20 protein-coding genes are annotated in these 23,565 nt (G+C 68.7%); 9 read left to right on the top strand and 11 right to left on the bottom strand.

The window, feature by feature from the left end; all coding sequences use genetic code 11:
* The first annotated feature begins 38 nt into the window (after window positions 1-38).
* Complete coding sequence (gene ovoA / locus AC1PQG_RS02890) at window positions 39-2,438, top strand: 5-histidylcysteine sulfoxide synthase (RefSeq protein WP_481121172.1); 2,400 nt, start codon at window positions 39-41, stop codon at window positions 2,436-2,438.
* Between the two features lie 18 nt (window positions 2,439-2,456).
* On the opposite strand, the gene AC1PQG_RS02885 is transcribed toward ovoA, so the two are convergent.
* From AC1PQG_RS02885 to AC1PQG_RS02875, 3 genes are all read right to left on the bottom strand, one after another.
* On the bottom strand, window positions 2,457-4,814 hold the full coding sequence (locus AC1PQG_RS02885; RefSeq protein WP_481121171.1) for a tetratricopeptide repeat protein: 2,358 nt from the start codon (window positions 4,812-4,814) through the stop codon (window positions 2,457-2,459).
* Window positions 4,811-6,658: a tetratricopeptide repeat protein gene (locus AC1PQG_RS02880; protein ID WP_481121170.1), complete on the bottom strand. Its 1,848-nt coding sequence runs from the start codon at window positions 6,656-6,658 to the stop codon at window positions 4,811-4,813. The genes AC1PQG_RS02885 and AC1PQG_RS02880 overlap by 4 nt, the downstream gene beginning before the upstream one ends.
* A 98-nt stretch (window positions 6,659-6,756) precedes the next feature.
* Window positions 6,757-7,638 (bottom strand): LysR family transcriptional regulator, encoded by an 882-nt coding sequence (locus AC1PQG_RS02875; RefSeq protein ID WP_481121169.1) that lies wholly within the window; start codon window positions 7,636-7,638, stop codon window positions 6,757-6,759.
* 106 nt (window positions 7,639-7,744) lie between these two features.
* Between AC1PQG_RS02875 and AC1PQG_RS02870 the strand changes: the two genes are divergently transcribed.
* Window positions 7,745-8,377 (top strand): glutathione S-transferase family protein, encoded by a 633-nt coding sequence (locus tag AC1PQG_RS02870; protein ID WP_481121168.1) that lies wholly within the window; start codon window positions 7,745-7,747, stop codon window positions 8,375-8,377.
* Between the two features lie 5 nt (window positions 8,378-8,382).
* Window positions 8,383-9,285 (top strand): flavin-nucleotide-binding protein, encoded by a 903-nt coding sequence (locus tag AC1PQG_RS02865; protein WP_481121167.1) that lies wholly within the window; start codon window positions 8,383-8,385, stop codon window positions 9,283-9,285.
* 103 nt (window positions 9,286-9,388) lie between these two features.
* Here AC1PQG_RS02865 and acpA read toward each other — a convergent pair whose 3' ends face one another.
* Entirely contained in the window at window positions 9,389-11,071 is a 1,683-nt protein-coding gene (gene acpA / locus AC1PQG_RS02860) for an acid phosphatase (RefSeq protein ID WP_481121166.1), read from the bottom strand.
* A gap of 159 nt (window positions 11,072-11,230) precedes the next feature.
* Between acpA and AC1PQG_RS02855 the strand changes: the two genes are divergently transcribed.
* Entirely contained in the window at window positions 11,231-12,517 is a 1,287-nt protein-coding gene (locus AC1PQG_RS02855; RefSeq protein ID WP_481121165.1) for a cytochrome-c peroxidase, read from the top strand.
* 22 nt (window positions 12,518-12,539) lie between these two features.
* Here the strand turns inward: AC1PQG_RS02855 and AC1PQG_RS02850 are convergent, their stop codons facing one another.
* The 4 genes from AC1PQG_RS02850 to amaB form a co-directional block, all read right to left on the bottom strand.
* Window positions 12,540-13,073, bottom strand: coding sequence for a hypothetical protein (locus tag AC1PQG_RS02850; protein ID WP_481121164.1), 534 nt, complete (start codon window positions 13,071-13,073; stop codon window positions 12,540-12,542).
* 34 nt (window positions 13,074-13,107) lie between these two features.
* Entirely contained in the window at window positions 13,108-13,362 is a 255-nt protein-coding gene (locus AC1PQG_RS02845) for a hypothetical protein (protein WP_481121163.1), read from the bottom strand.
* Between the two features lie 144 nt (window positions 13,363-13,506).
* Window positions 13,507-14,175 (bottom strand): hypothetical protein, encoded by a 669-nt coding sequence (locus tag AC1PQG_RS02840; protein WP_481121162.1) that lies wholly within the window; start codon window positions 14,173-14,175, stop codon window positions 13,507-13,509.
* An 81-nt stretch (window positions 14,176-14,256) separates the two neighbouring features.
* Window positions 14,257-15,774 (bottom strand): L-piperidine-6-carboxylate dehydrogenase, encoded by a 1,518-nt coding sequence (gene amaB, locus AC1PQG_RS02835; RefSeq protein ID WP_481121161.1) that lies wholly within the window; start codon window positions 15,772-15,774, stop codon window positions 14,257-14,259.
* A gap of 217 nt (window positions 15,775-15,991) precedes the next feature.
* On the opposite strand from amaB, the gene ada reads away from it, so the two are divergent.
* From ada to AC1PQG_RS02820, 3 genes are all read left to right on the top strand, one after another.
* Window positions 15,992-17,065, top strand: coding sequence for a bifunctional DNA-binding transcriptional regulator/O6-methylguanine-DNA methyltransferase Ada (gene ada, locus AC1PQG_RS02830; protein WP_481121160.1), 1,074 nt, complete (start codon window positions 15,992-15,994; stop codon window positions 17,063-17,065).
* Window positions 17,062-17,703: a DNA oxidative demethylase AlkB gene (gene alkB, locus AC1PQG_RS02825; protein ID WP_481121159.1), complete on the top strand. Its 642-nt coding sequence runs from the start codon at window positions 17,062-17,064 to the stop codon at window positions 17,701-17,703. The genes ada and alkB overlap by 4 nt, the downstream gene beginning before the upstream one ends.
* Window positions 17,704-17,797: 94 nt before the next feature.
* Window positions 17,798-18,670, top strand: coding sequence for a DNA-3-methyladenine glycosylase family protein (locus AC1PQG_RS02820; protein WP_481121158.1), 873 nt, complete (start codon window positions 17,798-17,800; stop codon window positions 18,668-18,670).
* 31 nt (window positions 18,671-18,701) lie between these two features.
* Here the strand turns inward: AC1PQG_RS02820 and AC1PQG_RS02815 are convergent, their stop codons facing one another.
* The 3 genes from AC1PQG_RS02815 to AC1PQG_RS02805 all read right to left on the bottom strand — a co-directional run bounded on the left by AC1PQG_RS02815 (window position 18,702) and on the right by AC1PQG_RS02805 (window position 22,372).
* Window positions 18,702-19,433, bottom strand: a complete 732-nt coding sequence (locus AC1PQG_RS02815) for a fumarate reductase iron-sulfur subunit (protein ID WP_481121157.1) — start codon at window positions 19,431-19,433, stop codon at window positions 18,702-18,704.
* Window positions 19,434-19,509: 76 nt separating this feature from the next.
* Window positions 19,510-21,489 carry a fumarate reductase flavoprotein subunit gene (locus AC1PQG_RS02810; protein ID WP_481121156.1) on the bottom strand — a complete coding sequence of 660 codons (1,980 nt, stop codon included), beginning with the start codon at window positions 21,487-21,489 and terminating at the stop codon, window positions 19,510-19,512.
* A 1-nt stretch (window position 21,490) separates the two neighbouring features.
* Complete coding sequence (locus tag AC1PQG_RS02805; RefSeq protein WP_481121155.1) at window positions 21,491-22,372, bottom strand: fumarate reductase cytochrome b subunit; 882 nt, start codon at window positions 22,370-22,372, stop codon at window positions 21,491-21,493.
* Between the two features lie 332 nt (window positions 22,373-22,704).
* Between AC1PQG_RS02805 and AC1PQG_RS02800 the strand changes: the two genes are divergently transcribed.
* Together AC1PQG_RS02800 and AC1PQG_RS02795 are read left to right on the top strand one after the other, a co-directional pair.
* Window positions 22,705-23,028 (top strand): (2Fe-2S) ferredoxin domain-containing protein, encoded by a 324-nt coding sequence (locus AC1PQG_RS02800; protein ID WP_481117372.1) that lies wholly within the window; start codon window positions 22,705-22,707, stop codon window positions 23,026-23,028.
* Window positions 23,029-23,090: 62 nt separating this feature from the next.
* Complete coding sequence (locus tag AC1PQG_RS02795) at window positions 23,091-23,543, top strand: YaiI/YqxD family protein (protein ID WP_481121154.1); 453 nt, start codon at window positions 23,091-23,093, stop codon at window positions 23,541-23,543.
* Window positions 23,544-23,565 lie beyond the last annotated feature (22 nt).

Genomic DNA, 23,565 nt, shown 5'->3' with positions numbered 1-23,565 from the left:
GCCTGAGCCATAACAACAAAATTTCCAGGAGATCCTCCATGCCACACCCGAACCTCGAACCGGACATCCCCAGCGCCATCGAACCGTGGCGCCAGAACCTCCGCGGCGAACACGACCTATTACTGCGCGGCCCGCGCCCGGCCTGGTGGTGGACCGGGCTTGCGCCGGAGAACTGTCCCGGCCTGCAGCCCGACGGCCGCCTCACCGCGCTGCCCCAGCCCGACCTCGCCACCTGTACCCGCGAATCCGTGCTGGCCACCTTCGACAACGGCTGGACGCTGACCGAGGTGCTGTTCGCCAGCCTGCAGGGCGAGGAAGCCTTCTACCGCCCGCCCTACCACCACCTGCGCCACCCGATGGTCTTCTACTACGGCCACCCGGCGGCGCTGTACATCAACAAGCTGCGCGTCGCCGGCCTCATCGACACGCCGGTCAATCCCTACTTCGAGCGCATCTTCGAAACCGGCGTGGATGAAATGCGCTGGGACGACATGTCGAAGAACGAGATGCTGTGGCCGAGCTTTGCGGAAGTGCACACCTACCGCGAACAGGTTTACCTCACGGTGCGTCGCCTCATCGAAACCCACCCCGGCCTCGTCCGCGGCCACGCCCCGATCACCATGGACGATCCGCTGTGGGCGCTGTTCATGGGTCTCGAGCACGAGCGCATCCACATCGAGACCTCCTCGGTGCTGATCCGCGAACTGCCCCTCGACGACGTACGCTGCCCGGAGGAATGGCCTGCCCTGCACGCCAGCGCCGGCACGCCAACCCACTTCCCGCCGCTCGCCGGGACGGATTTCCCGGCGCCGCAGCTACTCGACATCCCGGCCACGACGGTGCGGATCGGCAAGCCGCGCAACTGGCCGAGCTTCGGCTGGGACAACGAATACGGCGAGCGCAGCGTCGCGCTGCAGGCCTTCCAGGTGGAGAACCAGCTGGTCAGCAACGGCGCCTTCCTGGAATTCATCCAGAACGGCGGCTACCTGGAGCGCGAATACTGGACCGACGCCGGCTGGGAATGGCGCGGCTTCCGCAACAGCAAGTGGCCCTGTTTCTGGATGCCCGACGGACCCGCCGGCCTGCACCGCTACAAACTGCGCACGCTGTTCGAAACCATCGAGATGCCGTGGAACTGGCCCGCCGAGGTCAACGCCCACGAGGCCGCCGCCTACTGCGCCTGGCGCAGCGCCCGCGACGGCATCCCCTGTAGGCTGCCCACTGAGGCCGAGCACCATGCGCTGCGCGACGCCTCGTGGGCCGACACCGATCCCCCCGCCCGCCACGACGGCGCCGCCCTCGCCACCGCCTACGGCTGGAACAGCCAGCTCGCCCACGGCTCCCCGTGGCCGGTGGATGCCGGCACGCCGAGCCTGGCCGGCGTCCACGATGTGTTCGGCAACGTCTGGCAATGGCACGGCGACGACTTCCATCCACTGCCCGGCGCCCGCGTCCATCCCTACTACGACGACTTCTCGACGCCCTGCTACGACGGCCAGCACCAGATGATCCTCGGCGGCTCATGGATCTCCTGTGGCGACGAGGCCAGCGTGTGGGCACGCTTCCACTTCCGTCCGCACTTCTTCCAGCACGCCGGCTTCCGCGTCGTGCAGGCCGTTCACGACGGCAATGTGGTCAAGCTCGGCGGCGAGGGTAGCTCCAGCCAGGTGTACGAAGACGCCCGCATGGTGGACGACTACATGCTGCTCCACCACGGCGAACCGCAGACCCAGATGCCGTGGGCCGGCGGCCCCCAGCGCGCAACCTCCTTCCCGCAGCGCTGCGCTGACTGGCTGCTCGACGGCGCCCGGCTTTACGGCACCGGCAGCGCCCGTGCGCTGGACGTCGGCTGCGCAGTGGGCGGCGGCAGCTTCGAGCTGGCCCGCGGCTTTGGCGAGGTGCTTGGTGTGGACCTGTCCCGCGCCTTCATCGACGCCGCCAGCACGCTGCAGAAAGATGGCAGCCGGCCCTACTTCCGCCGTGACGAGGGCGATCTGGGCGAAACGGTGACGGCCCGCATCGACCCGACCATCGAGCGCAGCCGGGTGAGCTTCCGCCAGGCCGACGCCTGTTCGCTGCCCGCCGAGCTGGCCGACTTCGACGCAGTGCTGCTGGCCAACCTGCTGTGCCGCCTGCCCAGCCCCACGGCCCTGCTCGGCCGCCTCGGCGGACCGCGCGGGCTGGTCAAGGTCGGCGGCCTGGTCGCGCTGTTCTCGCCTTACTCCTGGCTGGAGCAATTCACGCCGCAGGAATCCTGGCTCGGCGGCTACGAAAAAGACGGCCGGGCGGTACGCAGCGCCGACACCCTCAAGGCCTTCCTCGCCGCCGAAGGCTTCGTGCTGCGCCGGGAGGAGGAAGTGCCGCTGGTGATCCGCGAACACGTTCGCAAGTACCAGTTCATCGTCACCCACGGCATGCTGTGGCAGCGGGAACGCTGAACGCCCGGCCGGCCTGAACTACTCCGGCAGGCTGCGGGCCGCCGGCAGGCCGCTACCGAGAACCTGCGTCCGCAGAGCCTTCGCGGTCTCCGGAGCCTGGAGCTTGAGCCGCTCATAGGCTCCGGCCGCCGCTGGCCCATTCCCCTCGGCCAGGTAGCTCACGGTCAGCAGGCTCAGGGCGGGTATCAGGTTCGGCTGCGTCGCCAGCACCACCTCGACCTGCGCCCGCGCCTTCTGGAAAAGGCGGGCGCTCAGATAGGCCTGGGCCAGATACATGCGCGCATCCAGCGACGAGGGCTTCAGGCTGATCGCCTTTTCCAGTGCCTGGATGGCACGCCCGAGGTTGCGGCTGCGCAACTGGGCCTCTCCCAGGTTGACCCACGCATTGATCTGCTCCGGGTCGAGGCGCACCGCGGTCTCCAGCGCCTCCACGGCTTCGGGCAGGCGGCCCAGCTTGATCAGCGCAAAACCCTTGCCGCTCCACGCCAGTACATTGACGGGATCGATCTCGATGGCCCTGAGTTCATAACGCAAGGCGCCTTCCATGTCGCCCTTCGCCCCCAGGATCCGGGCGGTCGTCAGACACATGCGCAGCAGCTTCGGATCGACCGCCTCGGCCTGCCGGACCATTGCCAGCGCCTGATCCGGATTGCCGGTGCCGAGCAGGCTTTCCGCCCACGAAACCCGCTGGTCCGGCGTCAGGCTGCCCAGGGCATCGAGCTTCTGGAAGGCCATGCCGGCCTCCCGCGACTTGCCCGCGGCCAGATAGGCCAGCGCCACCTGGCGCCAGCCTCCCACACTCTTCGGATCGACTTCGATGGCCTTCAGGGCGTCGTCGAGGGCCGGCTGCAGGCGCTTGAGTTCCAGCCGGATCATGCTCCGGTTGGCCAGGTAAATGGCCTGACCGGGCGCCAGCCGGACCGCCTGATCGAAGGCCTTCTCCGCCTCCGCGAGCCGTGTCAGCTTCATCAGTACCCCGCCGAGCCCTGTCCAGGCGTCGGCCGACTCGGGCGCCAGCTCGACGGCCTTGCGCATGGCCTCCTCGGCAGGCCCCAGGCGTCCCCGATTGAGTTCCGCAAAGCCGAGGGCCAGCTGTGTCTTTTCGGCGCCATTGCGGCTGATGACGGCATCCCGGGCCACGCGGCGGGCTTCGTCGGGTTTGCCGGTTTCGGCGTAGAGCTCGGCCAGGCGGCGGCGCGCCGCGCTGTCCGGGTCTCCCAGGCGCAGTGCCGTCGCAAACGCCTTCACGGCATCGCCCCGCTTGCCCAGTCGGTCTTCGATCAGCCCCAGCTGGCGCCAGTTGGATGCACTGCCGGGGTTGCGCCGGATGGCCTCCTGGGCGGAAACCTCGGCCTCGGCCAGGCGCCCTTCGTCGAACAGCCAGCTGGAACGCAACAAGGGTGCCCAGGCGCTGAAAGGCTGACGGCGCGCCGCCTCCTGCATGGACTTCTCGGCTTCGTCGCGCGCGCCGCGGCGGTGCTGCGTGGAAGCCAGCAGCTCCCACGCCTGGGCGTGATCGCGGTCCAGCTCGAGGGCTTTCTGCAGGCTGGACTCCGCTTCGGCGTAGCGCTGCAGTTCAACGAGGCAGCTGCCATGGATGAAGGCGGCGTGCGCGGAGCGCGGCTGGGCAGCCATCCAGGCCCGCGCGTGGGGCTCCAGTTCGGCCCATTTCCGGGCCCCGATCAGGGTCTCGGCCTCCGTCGCCCAGGCCCTTTCCGGCGCCGGCAGCTGCGGCGTCGGCGGTGGTTCGTCGCCTCCGAGCAGGATGCGCGCCACCTGCTCGGCCGGCAGGATCATGTTGAAATTCTGGCCGGTACCGAGCACCGCCCGGGTGATGCCGAGCAGCCGCCCTTCCCGGTCGAACAGCCCGCCACCGCTGGAGCCGGGCGACTGCGGCGCGGTGGCCACGAGAAAGGGCTGCGGCAGTTCGAGCCGGGCGCTGGCGAGCAGGCCGGCGCTCACCGCCAACCCGAAGCCGAGGGGATTACCCACCGCGAACACCGCTTCGCCAACCGCCTGCCCGTCGACCTGGCGCAGCGGTACCGGCGTGGCCGCCAGGCCGCCAACGGCCAGCAGGCACAGGTCCGCCGACGCGTTGCGACGCAGCCAGCGGCCGGCCAGTTCACGTGGCCCGCTCAGCACGCGGATCGCGCTCGCATCCTCGATCACGTGGCAGTTGGTCGCCACCAGTCCGGTGCCGACCACTACGCCGCTCCCCTGCGCCGCAGCCTTCCCCTCCTCGTCGAAGGTCTTGATCGTCACCACGGAGGGCGACACGCGCGCGAAGACGCGTTCAGCGTCGCCCTCCTCGCCTGCGAGTGCGCTCCTTCCAGTCAGGCCGGCGAGCACCAGCACCAGTACAGCCACCTTTCTCATCGGGCCGCCTCCTCGTAGGGGGATAGATAGTTGAGGTAGGCCTCTTCCGCCGCCTTGCCGTCGATCGCCCGCAACCTGTCGTAGGTGCTGCGCGCCGCATCCCGCTGGCCGAGTGCCTGCTGGGCCGCCATCAAGACTTCCCAGACCTTCGGCTGGGCGGGGTCGAGCTGCAGCGAACGCTCCAGGGCCGGCAGCGCCTCCTTGTGGCGCGCCAGGACGCTCAGCGTGAAACCCTTCTGGCGCCAGTTGCGCGCCTCCCCCGGGACCCGCGTCGCCAGTTCGTCGAACACGGCCAGCGCCTCCGCCGGGCGCCCGCCGTCCTTCAGCGTGACCCCCAGTTGGTAGCGCCAGTCATCCTGCGCGGGCTGGGCCTCCACGGCCGCCTTGAAGGCGGCGATCGCGTCCGGGTAGTTCTTCAGCCGGTAGTGGGCGAATCCGATCCCCGCCCACGCCCGGTCGGGCTCCTCGAACCTGCGCGCCAGGCACGCCTGGTAAGCCTCGATGGCGGCCTCCGGCCGCTCGAGGGCGGCCAGTGCAATGCCGCGCCAGAACCAGGCCGCTGCGCCGTCGCGCTCCGCCTCGGGCAGGCGTTCGATGACCGCCAGCGCACGGGTGGGCTGGGCCGCATTGATGTAGGCCCGCGCCAGCCCGAAGCGCGGCCCCGACGCCTCCGGGTACAAGCCGCGGATCCGCGACCAGATCGAGATCGACGTGGCGTGATCCCCGCGCAGCTGGGCCAGTTCCGCCAGGCCCCGGTAGGCCTCGATCAGCCAGGGATCGAGTTCGATGGCGGTACGGTAGGCCGCCTCCGCCTCCTTGTTGAGGCGGGCGGCCGTGCGCATCCGCCCGAGCGTCAGTTGAACCACGGCCAGCTCCCGGTGCTCGGCGGCCAGGGTGGTGGCCAGCGCGAGCGCCTCATCCCGCCGTCCACCAGCCAGCAGTGCCGACACCAGGCCGATCCCCCACTCCGCCCGCTCCGGGGCAATCCGGCGCAGCGCGGTCCAGGCCTCCAGCTCCCGGTCGGCCTGCTTGAGGCCACGGGCCGCAGCCACCCGGAAGCTCCAGGCATCGGTGCTGTCGGGCTCGCGGCGAATCCATTCCGCCACCTGGGCGTCGAGTTCCTGCCACTTGCCCGCCTTCATCAGCAGGCTGGCTGCATCGTAGCGCTGCAGGGTTGCAGCGGCCGCGGTGGCACGCGCCTCGATCTCGTCGCTCCAGCCTATTGCCGCCGCGAAATTGACGTTCTGGCCGTCGCGGCGGCGGTAGTCGATGATGCCCACCACGGCGCCGCTGTCATCCACCAGCGCCCCGCCCTCCGACCCCGGCGAGATCGGCGCGGTGAACTGGATCAGCTCTCCCACCGGATGGCGCCGGATGCCAGCCACGACGCCCTCGGAAATCCCCACCCCCAGGCCCAGCGCATTCGACAGCGCAAAGACGCGGCTGCCGGTGGCCGGCAGGCTCCGCCGCAAGGCCACGCCCGATGACGGCAGCCCGTCGACGACGATCAGGCACAGGTTGCGTTCCCGGTCCCGCGCGGCGAGGCGTCCTGCGTGCGCCTGCGCTCCGATCTTCAGCGTCAGTCCACCGCTGGTGTCCAGCCCCTCACAAATCGTGACGAAACGCCCGGCGCCGATCTCGGTGGCGGTCAGGCTGCCCGTTGCCTGACCATTGCTGTTGGCCACTTCGAGCACGACCACGGCCGGCGATGCAAGGGTGAAGACCTGCTGTGGACTCAAAGCCCTGGCCGCTTGCGGCACGAGTAGCGCACCGGTCATGCAGCACGCGCCGAGCAGGCGCGTCCTGGCGGACGGATATTTTGACAGACGAAAGGATATTGACATTTCCGCGACGCTCCCGATGACGGGAGCGCCCCGTCGATGGCATTCGAATTTATTCCGAAGACATTACCATCATCATCGCCTCGCCGTGGTGAAGCGCCTCACATCGCCAGCGCCTCACGCATCCATTCGACGAACACCCGCACCCGCGCCGGCAACAGGCGCGCGTGCGGGTAGACCACGCTGACCGGCCGCGGCGGCTGTTCGAAGTCTTCGAGCACCGCCTGCAGGCGCCCATCGGCCAGGTGGCCGGCGATCTGGTAGGACAGGAAGCAGCCGAAGCCGAGCCCGGCCACGCAAGCGTCCACCGCCGGCGCCACGTGGTTGAACTCCAGCCGCCCCTTCACCGGCACGCCGAAGGATCGGCCCTTGTCCTCGAAGCGCCACCAGCCCCCTGACCCCGACAGGAAACCGATGCAGTCGGCCTGCAGCAGATCCTTCGGATGGGTTGGCACCGAGTGACGCACGAGGTAGTCCGGACTGGCCACCACCATGCGCCTCACCGCGCCGACCGGATGGGCGATCAGCGTCGAGTCCTCCAGCGCGCCGATGCGGATGCCCACGTCGATGCCTTCTTCCAGCAGGTTCACGACCCGGTCGAAGAGCAGCAGACGACAGCGCAGCTGGTCGTGGCGCAACATGAAGCGGTTCACTGCCGGCGCCACGTAGAGCTGGCCGAACATCACCGGCGCCGTCACGCTGAGCAGGCCGGACAGCTCGCCGGCCTCTTCCTTCAAGGCTGCTTCCGCCTCGTCGAGGGAAGCCAGCAGGTTGCGGCAGCTCGCCAGGTAGTGCCGTCCCTCCTCGGTCAGCGCGATGCGGCGGGTCGTACGGTTGAACAGGCGCACACCCAACTCGGCCTCCAGCGCCGCCAGCGTGCGCACCACCGCCGGCAGCGAACTACCCAGGCTGCGCGCCGCGGCGCTGAGGCTGCCGTGGTCGGCGATGCGCACGAAGGTCGCCATGGCCTTCAGCTTGTCCATGGTCATTACTCCATCTATCGAATGAGTGAAATCAGAATTGCGCCATTTATCCACAAATCGGATCAACGCACACTAGCTGCCATCACCCACACCAAAGGAAGAAACCATGAACACCCCCGCCCAGCCGATCAAGCTCTACCGCTTCCCGCTCTCCGGCCACAGCCACCGGGCCGAGCTCTTCCTGTCCTTCCTCGGCCTTCCCGTCGAGCCGATCGACGTGGACCTGGCCGGCGGCGAGCAGAAAACGCCCGCCTACCTGACGATGAACGCCTTCGGCCAGGTGCCGGTGATCCAGGATGGCGACGTGACCATCGCCGACTCCACCGCGATCCTGGTCTACCTGGCCCGCCGCTACGGGGATGCAAGCTGGCTGCCGACCGATCCCGCCGGCGCCGCCCAGGTCCAGCGCTGGCTGTCGGTGGCTTCCGGGCAGGTCGCCTATGGCCCCTGCGCAGCCCGCCTGATCACCGTGTTCGGCATGGACTTCAACCCGAAGGAAGTCATCGCCCGCGCCCACGCGCTGTTCGCTGTGATGGAGAAGGAACTGGCCGAACGTCCCTTCCTCGCCGGCGATCACGCCACCATCGCCGACGTGGCCAACCACACCTACATCGCCCACGCGCCGGAAGGTAATGTGTCGCTGGCCGACTACCCCAACATCCGTGCCTGGCTGGCCCGCGTGGAAGCGCTGCCGGGCTTCATCCCGATGCCCGCCACCGCCATCGGTCTGGCGCTCTGACGACCATGGCCGGCCCCAGCTTCCACACCGGCGAACAAGCCCTGCAGGCCCGCGCCGGCAGCCGGGAACGGCTGGCCGAAGTCGGCCCGCGGGTGATCCGGCCGGCCATGCCCGAGCCTCACCAGGGCTTCTTCGGCCAGCTACCCTTCATCGTGGTCGGTGCGGTGGATGGCGACGGCCAGCCGTGGGCCTCGCTGCTCACCGGCGCACCGGGCTTCATCACTGCGCCGGCAGACGACCGCCTGCGTATCGAGGCGCTGCCGCCGGCCGGCGATCCGCTGGAAGGTCTGCTGAAGGCCGGCGCCCGCGTCGGCCTGCTCGGCATCGAGGCCCACGCGCGGCGCCGCAACCGGGCCAACGGGCGGATCGGCGCGGTGGATGGGGCCGGCATCGACGTCCATGTCGAGCAGAGCTTCGGCAACTGCCCCAAGTACATCCAGCCGCGCCAGGCCGAGTACGCGCCCGGCCGACCAGCCTTCCCGGAACACACGGATTTCACCGGGCTGGGCGAGCCGGTGCGCGCCCTCGTCGCGGCGGCCGACACCTTCTTCATCGCCAGCGCCCACCCGGACGACGATGGCCTGCCGGCCCACGGTGTGGACGTCTCCCACCGGGGCGGCCCGGCGGGCTTCGTGCACATTGCCGGCGACACGCTGACGGTGCCCGACCTGGCCGGCAACAACTACTTCAACACCCTCGGCAACCTGCTGCTGGCACCGCGCGCCGGCCTGCTGTTCATCGACTTTGCCCGCGGCGACCTTGCCTGGCTGGCCGCCGATGCGGAGATCGTCCACGAAGGCCCGGCCCTCGCCGCCCACCCGGGCGCCCTGCGCCTGCTCCGGCTGCGCGTCAGGGCGAGCCGTCACGCGTCCGCAGCCGTGCCGCTGCGCTGGCGCGAGGCGCCCTGACACCATCCCACCACGACGGGCACACCCCAAGAAAAAGGGCCACGCCGTCGGCGTAGCCCTTTCACCGTCCCGAAGCCGCCGCAACCTCAGGCGGATTGCTGCCTCAAAGGGTCAGCGCATTGCTCAGATCCCCCATCGGCTGGGCGCCACTGGCCTTCAGGGCCTTGTCGCGGGCGGTCAGGCCCGGCAACGTGTCGAGACCGAACACCCGGGTGATGAAGCGCAGGATCGACGCGGTGTCGTACTGGGTGTGATCAACCGTGCCCTTCTTGGCGAACGGCGAGATGACGATGGCCGGGATGCGGGTACCCGGACCGATCAGATCGCCCTTCGGCGGAGCTACGTGGTCCCACACGCCACCGAACTCGTCGTAGGTGATGACGATCACCATGTTCTTCCACTGGGGGCTGGCCTGCAGCTTGGCCACCAGATCGGCGATCTTGGCGTCGCCGTCAGCCAGGTTGGCATAGCCTTCATGCTGGTTGTATACCCCTTCCGGCTTGTAGAAGGTCACTGCCGGCAGCGTGCCGGCGGCGGCGTCGGCAACCAGGTCGGTGTAATCCTTCAAGTGCGCGCTGCGGTTCGCGGCCTGGGTCGCCGGATCGAAGGACGCGTAGTAGTTGAACGGCTGGTGGTGAGGCTGGAAGTCCACGTTGGTGGTGGTGGCCACGCCATAGCTGTTGCCGGCGTAGATCACCGAGCGGGCGGTGGCCGGGTCCTGCATGCCGTCGGTCAGCGCAGCGTTCCACGCACCGCCGTACCATTTCCAACTCACGTTCTTGGCGTTCATCAAGTCGCCAATGGTGACGCCGGTCTGCGGCGGCAGCGTGGTGGCCTTGGCGGTATTGGCATACAGCGCACTGTTGCCGCTCACGCTGGAGGGCGCGTTGCCGCTCGGCTGGTACGGCGGCTGCATGGTGTTGACCGCGTAGAACTTGCCATCGCCGAAGTAGTTGGCCGGCGTGATGTTGCCGCTCAGCACGTAGGACGGAGCGCCATCCATCGCGGAAGCCGGGCTCGCCGCGGCGGTAGTCAGCTGGGGCAGGTAGTTACCGCTGGCATCCTTGTTGAGGGCCGCGATGGTGGGTTTGGCGGCGGCGGTGTCGGCGTTCGGGTATTCCGGCGCACAAGCGCAGATCAGGTACTGGTGGTTCAGGAAGGAACCACCGAAGGCGCCCTGGAAGAAGTTGTCGGCCAGCACGTATTGCTGGGCCAGTTTGTACATGGCGGAACCACTGTAGTCGAAGTGCCCCATGGTCAGGCCGCCGGCATCGGCCCAGGCGGCGAACATGTCGTTCTTGCCGCCATTGATCTGCATCTGGTTCTCAAAGAAACGGTGGTACAGGTCGCGGGTCACCGTACCGGTGGTCAAGGTCGCATTGGCGCTGGCCTGGAAGGCCGTCTCGATGGAGAACGGCGCATTGGCGAGGCCCGCGCTCTGGGCCTGGGTCACCACCGGGGTGACACCGCCGGCGGTCACGCCGCCCCAGGTCTGCGGCAGGGTGCTCAGCACATTGCCGTTGCGATCCTTCTGCGGGATGTAGTTGGCGTTGAGCTTGCCGCTCGCGTCGTACAGGCTGCTCAAGCCGTTGGCGCCCGGAAAGTTGCCGTAGAGATTATCGAACGAACGGTTCTCGGCATAGATCACCACCACGTTCTTGACGTTCGCCTGCAGGGAGGCGGTCTGATTGGAGTGGTGGTCGCTGCCGCAGGCGCTGAGGACCAGCGCCGCAATCAGGGTGAGAGGCCAGCTCTGCCGGCCGAAGGGGAGGGATTTTGTTTTCATGGGGTGCCCGATCCAGGTTTAAGAAGCCGCTGGCAGTCTGGATCGTCCATGTGACATCGGTTTGACCTTCAATGACAGGCTCCTGCCAGGGTTCTGTCATGGTGCTGCCATGCCCATCCGCTAGAAAGACGGGATCGCTGCTCACCTTCCGCCCGTTTCATGCATTTGACACTGCGCCTGCTGCTTGGCTGCCTGGCCGTGGCCCTCTCCGGCTGCCAGCGCGATATCGCCGCGCCCCCGGCCCCCGCTGCCCAACCCGTGGCGGAAAAGGCATTCTACGAAACGAGCTTCGAGCGCAAACCCGACGCAGCCGTGCTCGAAGCGCTGGGACGCAAGCTGTTCTCGGATCCGAGCCTGTCGGTCTCCGGCCAGCAAGCCTGCGCCTCCTGCCACAGCCCGGCCCACGCCTACGGCCCACCGAACGCGCTGTCGGTCCAGCCCGGCGGAGCCAAGCTGACCGACCAGGGGCAACGTGCTGCCCCGTCCCTGATGTACCGGCAAGGCACGCCGCCCTTCTCCGAGCATTTCAACGACACGGACGGCGACGATGGCGCCGACCAGGGACCAACCGGCGGACGGACCTGGGACGGCCGTGTCAGCTCGGCCCACGAACAGGCCGCGCTGCCCCTGCTGTCGCCCCTGGAGATGGGCAATGCCGACCCGGCGGCGGCCGTGGCCCGACTGCGCAGTTCTCCCTTCGCGACGGACTTCCGCACGGCCTTCGGCGAACACGTGCTGGACGATGTGCCCAAGGCCTGGAACGGCCTGTTATGGGCGCTGGAGGTGTTCCAGCAGAGCCCCGCCGACTTCTACCCCTATTCGAGCAAGTACGACGCCTTCCTGCGCCATCAGACCACGCTCAGCCCTCAGGAAAAGCGCGGTCTCGCCCTCTTCAACGATCCCCGGAAGGGCAACTGCGCCCAATGCCATCCCAGTGCCATCAAGCGCGGCACTTTTCCGCTGTTCACCGACGAAGGCTTGCTCGCCCTCGGCGTCCCTCGCAACCGGCGGATCACCGCCAACCGGGATCCGGCCTGGTTCGACATGGGACTGTGCGGCCCCATGCGCACCGACCTGAAGACACACACCGAGTACTGCGGAGCCTTCAAGACGCCCTCTTTGCGTAATGCGGCGCGCCGCCGGAGCTTTTTCCACAACGGGGTGTTCCACCACCTGGAGGACGTGGTTCGCTTCTATGCACAGCGCGACAGCCACCCCCAGCGCTTCTACCCCACGGGCGCCGACGGCCGTGTGGAGCGCTTCGACGATCTGCCCACGGCGCTGCGCGGCAACGTGGCTTCCGATCCGCCCTTCGGCAGACGGCCCGGCAGTGAGCCGACGCTCAACGAAAAGGAGATTGCTGATCTGATGGCTTTTCTCAAGACACTTAACGACGGTTACCTAACGCCCACCGCACCGCCCAGTCAGACGCCCCCCCGACACTGACCGAACCGGGTCATCGGGTTGCTCAACCAATCTGGCCGAGCAACCCCTGGTCAACCTCACTCTGCACCAGTTGGGTGGCCAGCGCCGGGTTCTGCTTGAGCACTTGCGTCCAGTCGCTGTTCAGATCCGTGGAGCCGCTCGTCGTCGAACTGCCACTGCCGCTCGACGACGAGCTTGTATCCGACGACGAGGTGGCCCCCGTCGAAGCCGACGTACCGCTCAGCAACAAGGCCTCTTGCAGGACGGAATCCATGCTGCTCGTGGAACTTCCGCTCGCGCCTGATGAGTCGCTTTGCAGCAGCGGGTCCGCCAGCTGGGTCGAGGTCTGCAGCAGACTCAACAAGCCCTGCGCGTTGTACGTGGCGGTCGAACCGTCGGAACTCCCACTCTGCGAACCAAGCGAAACTATCGCGGATGTCAGCGCATCCGACGATCCGCTAGCCCCCTGTTCCACGGCAGCCAGCAATTCCGAACCGATGCTGGAAGTGCTCAACGTACTCGCACTATTCCCGAGCAGCGTGGCCGACAGCCCTGAGCTGATGGACGAAACGGACATGTCTTCTTCCTTCCCTACACAGTCCCCAACGGGATCATGCACTGGCGTTCACATTATTGCCGAGCGGCGAATGAACGCGATCTGCCAGATTCTTTTCGAGCGCCTGCAGGAAGGATTGCAGGGTCGGTGCCTGCCCACTCGACGCAGAGGAAGAGCCGGAGGTCGTCGCACCGGACTGCTGCTGCGCATCCTTGAGCAGATTCTGGAAGTCGCTCTGCAGCGTCGACAAGGCGCTGTTGGATGTCCCCGTGGAACTGCTGCTGCCCAATTGCTGGATCAGGTTATCCAACCCGCCGCTGATCGATGCATAGGGTGACTGCGAGGCCGACGCCGCTTGCGTCGCACCATCCTGATCGGAGTCACTGCCCGTTCCCGAGGTACTCCGACATATGTAAAGACCGGAACAACGAAGGTAACAGGCCGTAAGTGCCCATCAACGCTGCAGAGCCTGGCGGGTGATCGTCTTGATCGCGCCGTCGCAGCGCTCGGCCACGCGGCGGTACTCCTCCGGCGTGTCGATCTGCGCCTGCACGAGCTCCACCTTGTTGATCTCACGCCGCACGTAGGGCCCCCAGCGTTCCTCCAGCTCATTGGCGATGCGCGTCCGCGCCTGGCCGACCGGACCGCGCCACGGGCCGCCGGTGGTGAAGCGGCGGGACAGGGTGTCGGCGAGTTCCTTCTCGATGCCGGCCAGATGCTGGCGGTAGGCGTCCACGTGGCGCTGCTCGTGCTGGTAGATCTCCCGGTAGGCGCAGCTGCCCTGCGGGAATTCCTTCGCCACATACACGGTCAGGGGGCTGAAGCCGTAGGTCATGCTGATCTGCGGACTGGCGCATTCCCACTGGCGAGACGCATCGACGCGGGCCACCACCTTGGTCTCGAAACGTACGATGGCCGCTCCCCGCGTCAGGCCCAGCACCCGCTGCCCCTCCTGCAGGGAACGCGGCCCCATCAAGCTGAGGGTGCGCAGGCCGGTCACCGTATCCAGCCCGACCGGCTCCTCATGCAGCTTCACCGTCACCGACGGCTTAGGCAACTCGTCGCAAACGTCCGCGAAGCTGTTGCAGCACAACAGGGCGAACAGCAGGGGCAGAAAACGCATGGGCTCGGGCTCAACGGATCTCACTCAGGAGGACCGCAGCCTAACAGCTGATGACGTTTGCGGGGCCATACGCATCCCCGTTCAAGCCCCCGGCGTATCGAACCGGACGCCCTGGGCCAGCGGCAATGTGCTGGAGTAATTGATGGTGTTGGTAGCCCGCCGCATGTAGGCCCGCCAGGCGTCCGCGCCGGCCTCGCGGCCGCCGCCGGTCTCCTTCTCGCCGCCGAAGGCGCCGCCGATCTCGGCACCGGACGGACCGATGTTCACATTGGCGATGCCACAGTCGCTGCCGGCCGCCGACAGGAAACGCTCCGCCTCGCGTAGATCGGTGGTGAAGATCGCCGAGGCCAGGCCTTGGGGCACCCCGTTGTGCAGCGCGAGTGCCTCGTCCAGCGTGCGGTAGCGCAGCACGTAGAGGATCGGGCTGAAGGTCTCGCGGCGTACCAGCGCGCTCTGGCCGGGCATCTCCACCAGCGCCGGGCGCACGTAGCAGCCGTCGGGACAATCGGCCACCGCCACCACCTCGCCGCCATGCACACAGCCGCCCTCCGCGTGGGCCTGGACCAGCGCCGCGCGGTGGGCGTCGACGGCCACGCTGTCGATCAGCGGACCGACCAGGGTGGCGGACTCCAACGGATTGCCGACCGGCAGGCTGGCGAAGGCCGCAGTGAGGCGCGGCAGCAGGTGCGCCGCGACGGATTCGTGGACGATCAGGCGGCGCAACGTTGTGCAGCGCTGGCCGGCAGTGCCGGCGGCGGAGAAGACGATGGCCCGCAGCGCCAACTCCAGGTCGGCGCTGGGCGCGACGATCATCCCGTTGTTGCCGCCCAGCTCCAGCAGACAGCGCCCGAAGCGCGCCGCCACCCGTGGCGCCACGCTGCGCCCCATCGCCGTCGAGCCGGTGGCCGACAGCAGCGCCACATCCGGATGGTCAGCCAGCGCCGTACCGAGGGTGCCGGGGCCGATCACCACCTGGCTGAGGTCCGGCGGCACGCCGCCCGCCTCGGCCATCGCCTGGGTCAGCAGCCCCTGGCAGGCCAGCGCACACAGGGGCGTGCGCGACGACGGTTTCCACACCACGGCATCACCGCACACCAGCGCCAGCGCGGCATTCCACGCCCATACCGCAACAGGGAAATTGAAGGCGCTGATGACGCCGCACACACCGAGGGGATGCCAGCTTTCCATCAGGCGATGGCCGGGCCGCTCGCTGGCCATCGTCAAACCGTAGAGCTGGCGCGACAGGCCGACCGCGAAGTCGCACATGTCGATCATCTCCTGTACCTCGCCCTGTCCTTCGGACAGGATCTTGCCGCTCTCGATGCTGACCAGCCGCCCGAGCGCCGCCTTGTGCCGGCGCAGCACGTCGCCGAAACAGCGCAGCAGTTCGCCACGGCGTGGCGCCGGCACCTCACGCCAGGCCAGGAACGCCGCCCGCGCCCGCGCCACCACGGCAGCCAGGTCGTCGCACTCCACGCAACTGCCGATGCGGCTGCCGTCGATCGGCGAGCGGGCCACCAAGCTGCCAGCCTCCGGCGCGGGCAGACCGAAACCGGCGAACAGTTCGGCAACTTCGGAAGACAGCAGCGGATGCAGCATGACGGACTCCCGGCGAGGTGATCACGCCGATTGGACAAGCAAACGGCAGGAACAATCCCGGCAAGGTCCGCTCACTCGCCTCAGGCATCCTTTCCGTGGCTTGCACTTGTTGGGGTGAGTTCGTTCGCATCCAATTCAAAAGCAAGCCGTGGAGTGCAAGCCGGCCCGGCAAGGGCTAGATTGCGGGTATCAGCCTAGCGTATCCGACACCCCGACCATGGACGCCCCTCTCCACAACCATGCAGCCCAAACCCTTGCCGACCCGCGCTGGGCCGCCGTGCTGGCCCGCGACCCGACGGCCGACGGCCGCTTCTTCTACTCGGTGAAGAGCACCGGTGTGTATTGCCGTCCGTCCTGCGGCTCGCGCCGGCCGCGGCCGGAGAACGTGGATTTCCACGCCAGCGCGGCGGACGCCGAAGCGGCCGGCTTCCGCCCCTGCCGGCGCTGCCGGCCGGACCTGCCGCCCCTCGCCGAACGCCAGGGGGCGCTGGTCGCCGAGCTGTGCCGCTTCATCGACAATGCCGATCACGTACCGAACCTGGACGAGCTCGCCCGCCAGGCCCAACTCAGTCCCTTCCATCTGCAGCGTCTGTTCAAGGCAACGACGGGACTCACGCCACGCGCCTACGCCGCCGCGCTGCGGGCCCGCCGCCTGCGCGACGGCCTTGCCGCCAGCCCATCGGTCAGCGCCGCCCAGTACGACGCCGGCTACGCCTCCAGCGGGCGCTTCTACGCCGACACCGACGCTGCGCTAGGCATGACGCCGCGCCAGTACCGGGCCGGCGGCGCCGACACCGAGATCCGCTTCGCCATCGGCCAGAGCGCCCTCGGCGCCATCCTGGTCGCCGCCAGCCCGCGCGGCGTCTGCGCGATCAGCCTCGGCGACGACGCCGACGCCCTGGCCCGGGAGCTGCAGGACCGCTTCCCCTGCGCCCGCCTGGTCGGCGACGATCCTGACTTCGCCGCGCTGGTAGCCCGGGTGGCCGGCTTCGTCGAAAGCCCCGCCCAGGGCCTCGACCTGCCGCTGGACCTGCGCGGCACCGCCTTCCAGCTGCGCGTCTGGCACGCGCTGCGGGAGATCCCGGTGGGCAGCCGGCTGAGCTACACCGAACTGGCCCGCCGCCTCGGCCTGCCAAGGGCGGTACGCGCAGTGGCCGGCGCCTGTGCGGCCAACACGCTGGCGGTAGCAGTGCCCTGCCATCGGGTGGTGCGCAACGACGGCGGCCTGGCCGGCTACCGCTGGGGCGTCGAGCGCAAGCAGGCCCTGCTCGAACGCGAGGCCCGACCATGACCCTCGACCTCTTCGCGGCAGCGGACCCGTGCCAGCCCATCACCCCCGGCGCGATGCTGCTGCACGGTTTTGCGCTGGCCGACGCGGAAGCCATCCTCGCCGACGTGCAGGCCATCACCGCCCGGGCACCGTTCCGGCGCATGTTCACGCCGGGTGGTCAGGCCATGTCGGTGGCCATGAGCAACTGCGGCAGCCTCGGCTGGATCAGCGACCGCCAGGGCTACCGCTACGTCGCTACCGACCCGGACAGCGGCCAGCCGTGGCCGCCGCTGCCGCCGCGCCTGCTGCGCCTGGCCGGCGCCGCAGCGGAACGGGCCGGCTTTCCCGCGTTCGTGCCGGACGCCTGCCTGATCAACCGCTACGCGCCGGGCACCCGCATGTCCCTGCACCAGGACCGGGACGAGCAGGACTTCACGCAGCCCATTGTGTCCGTGTCCCTCGGCCTGCCGGTCACCTTCCTGTTCGGCGGCCTGGCCCGCAGCGACAAGGCCGCGCGCCTCACCTTGAGCCACGGCGACGTGCTGGTGTGGGGCGGCCCGGCGCGGTTGCGCTTCCACGGCGTGCTGCCGCTGCTGGACGGCCAGCACCCGGCCACCGGCGCGTACCGCATCAACCTGACGTTCAGAAAAGCCGCGTGAAGGTGTCCGGAATCCCACGCGTTCCGATGGAGGCGGATAAGCTCTCACCCACCGTTTTCGGTACTCCAACCGCAGCCTTGCCAAGGACTTCGCCATGCGCCTCGCCCTGCCCGCCAGCTTCCGCCCCGCCGACATCCTGGCCTTCCAGGCCCGCGATCCGCAGCAGCTGGCGGAGCGGGTCGACGCCGACGGTTTTGCCAAAGGCTTGATCTGGCACGGCGCGCCGGCCTGCCTGCGGGTCGCCTTCCAGCATGGCCAGGTGGAAGTGGAACTCGACGTGGACGGTACGCCAGCCAGCGCCGGCGCGATCGCGGGTCTGGCCCGGCATGTGCTGGGCCTCGACCAACCGGTGGACACCTTCGAGACGGCCCATCGCCACCATCCCCAGCTCGGCCCGCTGCTGGCCCGCCATGCCGGGCTGCGCGTGCCGCAGGCCGCAACGCCCTTCGAAGCCCTCAGCTGGGCCGTCACCGGCCAGCAGATCAGCACCGCCGCGGCGATCTCCATACGCCGCCGGCTGATCGCCTGCATCGGCGTCCGCCACAGCGGCGGCCTGGCCTGCTATCCGGATGCGGCGCACCTCGCCGTGCAAGACGAAGAGCGCCTGCGCGGCGCCGGCCTGTCACAAAGCAAGGCGCGCGCACTGCTGAGCCTCGCCCGCCTGATCGCCGACGGCGCCCTGCCTCTGGAGGCCTGGCTGACGGGCACGCCCGCCGACGACATCCGCAGCCGCCTGCTGGCGGTACGCGGCATCGGCCCGTGGACGGTGGATTACGCGCTGCTGCGCGGCTTCGCGCACCTGGATGGCTCCCTGCATGGCGACGCGGCGGTGCGCCGTGGCCTGCAGAAACTGCTCAACCGGGAGGACAAGATCGGCGAGAGCGAAGCCAGAGCCTGGCTCGCCGACTTCACGCCCTGGCGCGCGCTGGCCGCGGCGCACCTGTGGGCGGTCGCCAAGGAAACATGACACCCCCTCGCGAAGCGAAAAAAGCGAGAACCTACTTGAGCCCGACCGCCACCATCCGGCGGCGCAGGAAGGCGATCTGCGTCTGCAGCGGCAGGCCCTTGGGGCACACGTCGTGGCAACCGAGCAGCGACATGCAGCCGAACACGCCGTTGTCGTCGCCGATCAGCTCGTAGTAGTCCTCGTCGCTGCGTTCGTCGCGGGGATCAAGGCGGAAACGGGCGATCTTGTTGAGGCCCACCGCGCCGACGAAGTCCTCGCGCATGCGCAGCGTGCCGCAGCCGGCCACGCAGCAGCCGCACTCGATGCAACGATCGAGCTCGTAGATGGCCTCGGCCAGCTCCGGCGCCATCGGCGCCTCGACGGCCATCAGGTCGGCTTCGGCGCGGCTGTGGATCCAGGTTTCCAGGCGCTCGGCGGTGCCGCGCATCCAGCTGCCGGTGTCCACCGACAGATCGCCGATCAGCGCGAACACCGGCAGCGGCGCCAGCGTGATCAGCGGCCCGAAGTCGCGGGTCAGGCTGCGGCAGGCCAGCCCCGGCCGCCCGTCGATGAGCATGCCGCAGCTGCCGCAGATGCCGGCCCGACACACGAAGTCGAACTGCAGGGACGGGTCGAGGGTGTCGCGGATCTCGTTGAGGGCGATGAACAAGGTCATGCCCTCCGCCTCCTCGACGTGGAAATCCTGCCAGTGGGGCGCGATGCCTTCGCCCGGGCTGCTGCGCAGGATGCGCAGCGTCAGCTGGCGGGGGGTGTCGGTGCTCATCGGTGTCGTCCTCCACGGGGCGCGTCGGTGGCGGGCAGGCACGGCCCTGCCATGCGTCTGTCGGGCTCGGTAAGCATCACCAGGCATCTCCCAGTCTTGCGTTGTGGCCCCGGAAACGCAGCGGGACCAGGTGTTCGTAGGGCATCAGGGCCTGCTGCACGATAGCGCGATCCGCATGCCCGAAGGCCTCGCGGATGGCGGCGATTTCGGCCGCCCGCGGCGCCGTCGCCGGATGCTCGATGGCGTCACGCGCGCCATAGCCGCGCCAGCCCGGCGGCAGCTCCATACCACGCACGTCGAGGACCTCGTAGGCCAGGGACGGCAGAGTCTGGAACGGGTCGTCCCAGCTGGCGAGGGTCCGCTTGAGCCAGTTGGCGTCGTCCCGGCGCGGGTGGTCTTCCCGGTAGTGGGCGCCGCGGCTCTCGGTGCGCTGCAGGGCACCGTAGGCGACACACAGGGCCAGCTTGAGCATCTTCTGCACGCGGTAGGCGGCCACCAGTTCCGGATTGCTGCCCGGCCGCCGCGTCGCCACGCCGATCCGGCGGCTGCGCTGGAGCAGCGCCTGCAGTTCGTCGACAGCCTCGGTGAGCAGGTCGCCGCGGCGGAAGATGCCGACCTTGTCAGTCATGATGTCCTGCATGCGCCGCCGGATGTCGGTGGCGCTCTCACTGCCATTGCCCTGCAACAAAGTGTCGAGCTTCGCCTGTTCGACAGCGAGGAATTCCCGCACGAGGGCCGTTGATACCTGCAGTTCACCCGCGGGCGATTCCACGAAATCGGCGATGTTCTCGCCGACGATCATGCCCGCCACCACCGTCTCGGCCACCGAGTTGCCGCCGAGCCGGTTGAAGCCGTGCAGATCCCAGCACGCCGCCTCTCCGCAGGCGAACAGGCCGGCCAGGCCATAGGCCTCGCCACGGGCGTCGGTGCGGATGCCGCCCATCGAATAATGCTGGGCCGGCCGCACCGGGATGAAGTCGCGGGCCGGATCGATGCCGAGGAAGTGGCGGCAGATCTCCTTCACCTCGCGCAGGCGGCCGTCGATATGGGCAGCGCCAAGCAGCGTGATGTCCAGCCACAAGTGTTCGCCAAAACGACTCTTCACCCCGTGGCCGGCGCGGATGTGTTCCTCCATGCGGCGGGACACCACGTCGCGGGAGGCCAGCTCCTTCTTCTCCGGCTCGTAGTCGGGCATGAAGCGGTGGCCGGCGGCATCCTTCAGCAGGCCGCCGTCGCCGCGGCAGCCCTCGGTGACGAGGATGCCGGCCGGGAAGATCGTCGTCGGATGGAATTGCACCGCCTCCATGTTGCCGAGGCAGGCCGCGCCGGTCTCCAGCGCGATCGCCGCGCCGATGCCCTCGTTGATCACCGCGTTGGAGGTGACCCGGTAGATGCGCCCGAAGCCGCCGGTGGCGATGCAGGTGGCCTTCGCCACGTAGGCGACGAGTTCGCCGGTCACCAGGTTGCGCACGACGGCGCCGTGGCAGCGCCCACCTTCATGGATCAGCGCGATGGCCTCCATGCGCTCATGCACCGGGATGCCCTCGGCTACCGCCTTGTCGCTGACCGCGTAGAGCATGGCGTGGCCGGTGCCGTCGCTGACGTAGCAGGTGCGCCATTTCTTGGTGCCGCCGAAATCGCGGGCGGCGATCAGGCCGTGGGCCTCGGGGCGTTCGCTGAGCGTCACCCGGCGGCCGTCTATCACCACCTCCCGCTCCCCGGCGCGCACCCGGTTCCACGGCACGCCCCAGGCCGCCAGCTCGCGCACCGCCTGCGGCGCCGCATGCACGAAGAGGCGCGCCACCGCCTGGTCGCAGCCCCAGTCGGAGCCGCGCACGGTGTCCTCGAAATGCACGTCCTCGTTGTCGCCCTCGCCCTTGGCGGTGTTGCCGAGGCTGGCCTGCATGCCGCCCTGGGCCGCCGCCGAGTGGGACCGCTTGGCCGGCACCAGGCTGAGGATGATCACGTCGTGGCCGCGGCGCCGGGCGCCAACGGCCGCGCGCAGGCCGGCGAGGCCACCGCCGATGACCAGCACATCGGTGTACAGGATGCGCATGTCAGTCTCCCTGCCGGCCGGGTACGTGTGCCGGCATCACCCCGGCGCCACCGGCCAGCGTGGTCGCTAGCCTTCCGTCGCCACCCGGTACGTAGCGCTCGCCGGCCCGCTCGGCGTGGGCGATGCCCAGCCGCCCATAGGCCAGCAGGCTGACCAGGCCGAGTCCGATGAAGAACAGGCTGAAGGCGGTTTTCAGCAGACGCAGGCGGCGCCGGGCTGCGTCCGGATTGCGGCCCGGCAGCCAGTCCCATTTCAGGGCCAGCCGGTACAGGCCGATGCTGCCGTGGATTTCCGCCGCGAACAGCAGCAGCAGGTACAGCGGCCACATGCTTCCGGTCCACACCCGGTCGGCGGATTCGTAGGGGCCGATCAGCTCCGGATGCACCAACATCCCGTACAGGTGGATGCCGGCCAGGAAGAACAGCGCGAAGCCGGTCCAGAGCTGGAGCCACCACAGGCCGGTGTCGTCGTGGCGCAAGCGCGTCCGGTGTTCGGCAAAGGCCTTGTACTGGCGGAAGCTGGCCGGGAACTTGCGCAACGCCAGCCAGGCGTGCAGCACGAACACCGCCAGCACGCCGCCAACCACGCAGGAGACAATCCACGGCTGCGGTGTGGCGAGAAAATAAGCGCCCTCGAAGAAGCGCGCCACCGTGTAGAAGGCCTCCTGACTGATCAGGATCGACGACACGAAGAACATGTGGGCCACCAGGAACAACGCCAGGAACAGGCCGGAGGCACTCTGCAGCAGGTCCAGCCGGGCCGGCCAGCGGCTGCGGCGGCGCGGTGGATGCGCCGCGGCGTGCGTCAGCGAAAGCGGAATCTCTTGCGCCGGGCGGGCGACGGCAGCTGACAGCGCGGCGCTTCGTTCGAGCATGCGGGTCATGGCGGTGGACCTCGAAATGCCACTCCCAGTGCGGGGGAGGAAACCGACCGGGTCGCAGGCGAAACGGGGCTGCGGAGCGAAGTCCGGGCACGCCCCGGCCCGCAGAAGCCCCGCTCCGATATCGACTCGGCATTTCAATCTATCACAACAATATTGCGGCGCAGCATATACCCTGCGCACAACCGCCGCTATGGCCCCCGAACTGAGCGACAAATGGCGCGGCAATGTCGCATACGCACCACAGGCTCCGGCGCCAAGTCCTTGATTCCTTATGTTGCAGTGCATTGGCGCAGAACCTGCTTGAAGGGGCACACCTATTTGCGGAGCGCATCATGCCGAAACCGAAGAAACACATCCTCGTCTGCGTCCAGGGCCGCCCGCCCGGCCACCCGCGCGGCTCCTGCCAGGAAAAGGGCTGCAACACCGTGTGGCAGGCCTTCCAGCAGGAATTTCAGCAGCGCAACCTGTGGAACGACTTCCTGCTGACCAACACCGGCTGTCTCGGCCCCTGCCAGGCCGGCCCCAGCGTGCTGGTCTATCCGGACAACGTGATGTACAGCGGCGTGACGACGGCCGACGTAACCGCCATCGTCGAGGAGCACATCCTGCTCGACCAGCCGGTGGAACGCCTGAAGGCCCCCGAAGGCATCTGGTGATCCCTGCCGCCGGGCGCGGCGCGGGATAAACTGGCGGGCCTCAGTACACCGGGCTTCCCGCCATGCAGATCTGGATCGACGCCGACGCCTGCCCGGCGGTCGTCAAGGACATCGTCTTTCGCGCCGCCGAGCGCCTGGAAATACCGACCATCCTGGTCGCCAACCGGATGTTGCGCACGCCTCCGTCGCGCTTCATCCGGGCCGTCCAGGTTCCATCAGGGTTCGACGTGGCGGATGCCCACATCGTCAGCCAGGTGGAGGCCGGCGATCTGGTCATCACCGCCGACATCCCGCTGGCCTCGGCGGTGCTCGAACGCCAGGCCCACGCGCTGAATCCGCGCGGCGAGATGTACACCGCCGCCAACATCGCCGAGCGCCTGTCGATGCGCAACTTCCTCGAGGAACTGCGCGGCGCCGGCGTGCAGACCGGCGGCCCTCCGGCCTTCAGCCAGGCCGACCGGCAGGCCTTCGGCGCCGCGTTGGACCGCTTCCTGGCCCACGCGCTGCGCGCTTGACCAAGCAGCGAGGCATTCCTCA

The sequence above is a fragment of the Zoogloea sp. GDB6 genome, assembly GCF_056724105.1.
This window is presented reverse-complemented; position numbering and strand designations above follow the sequence as displayed.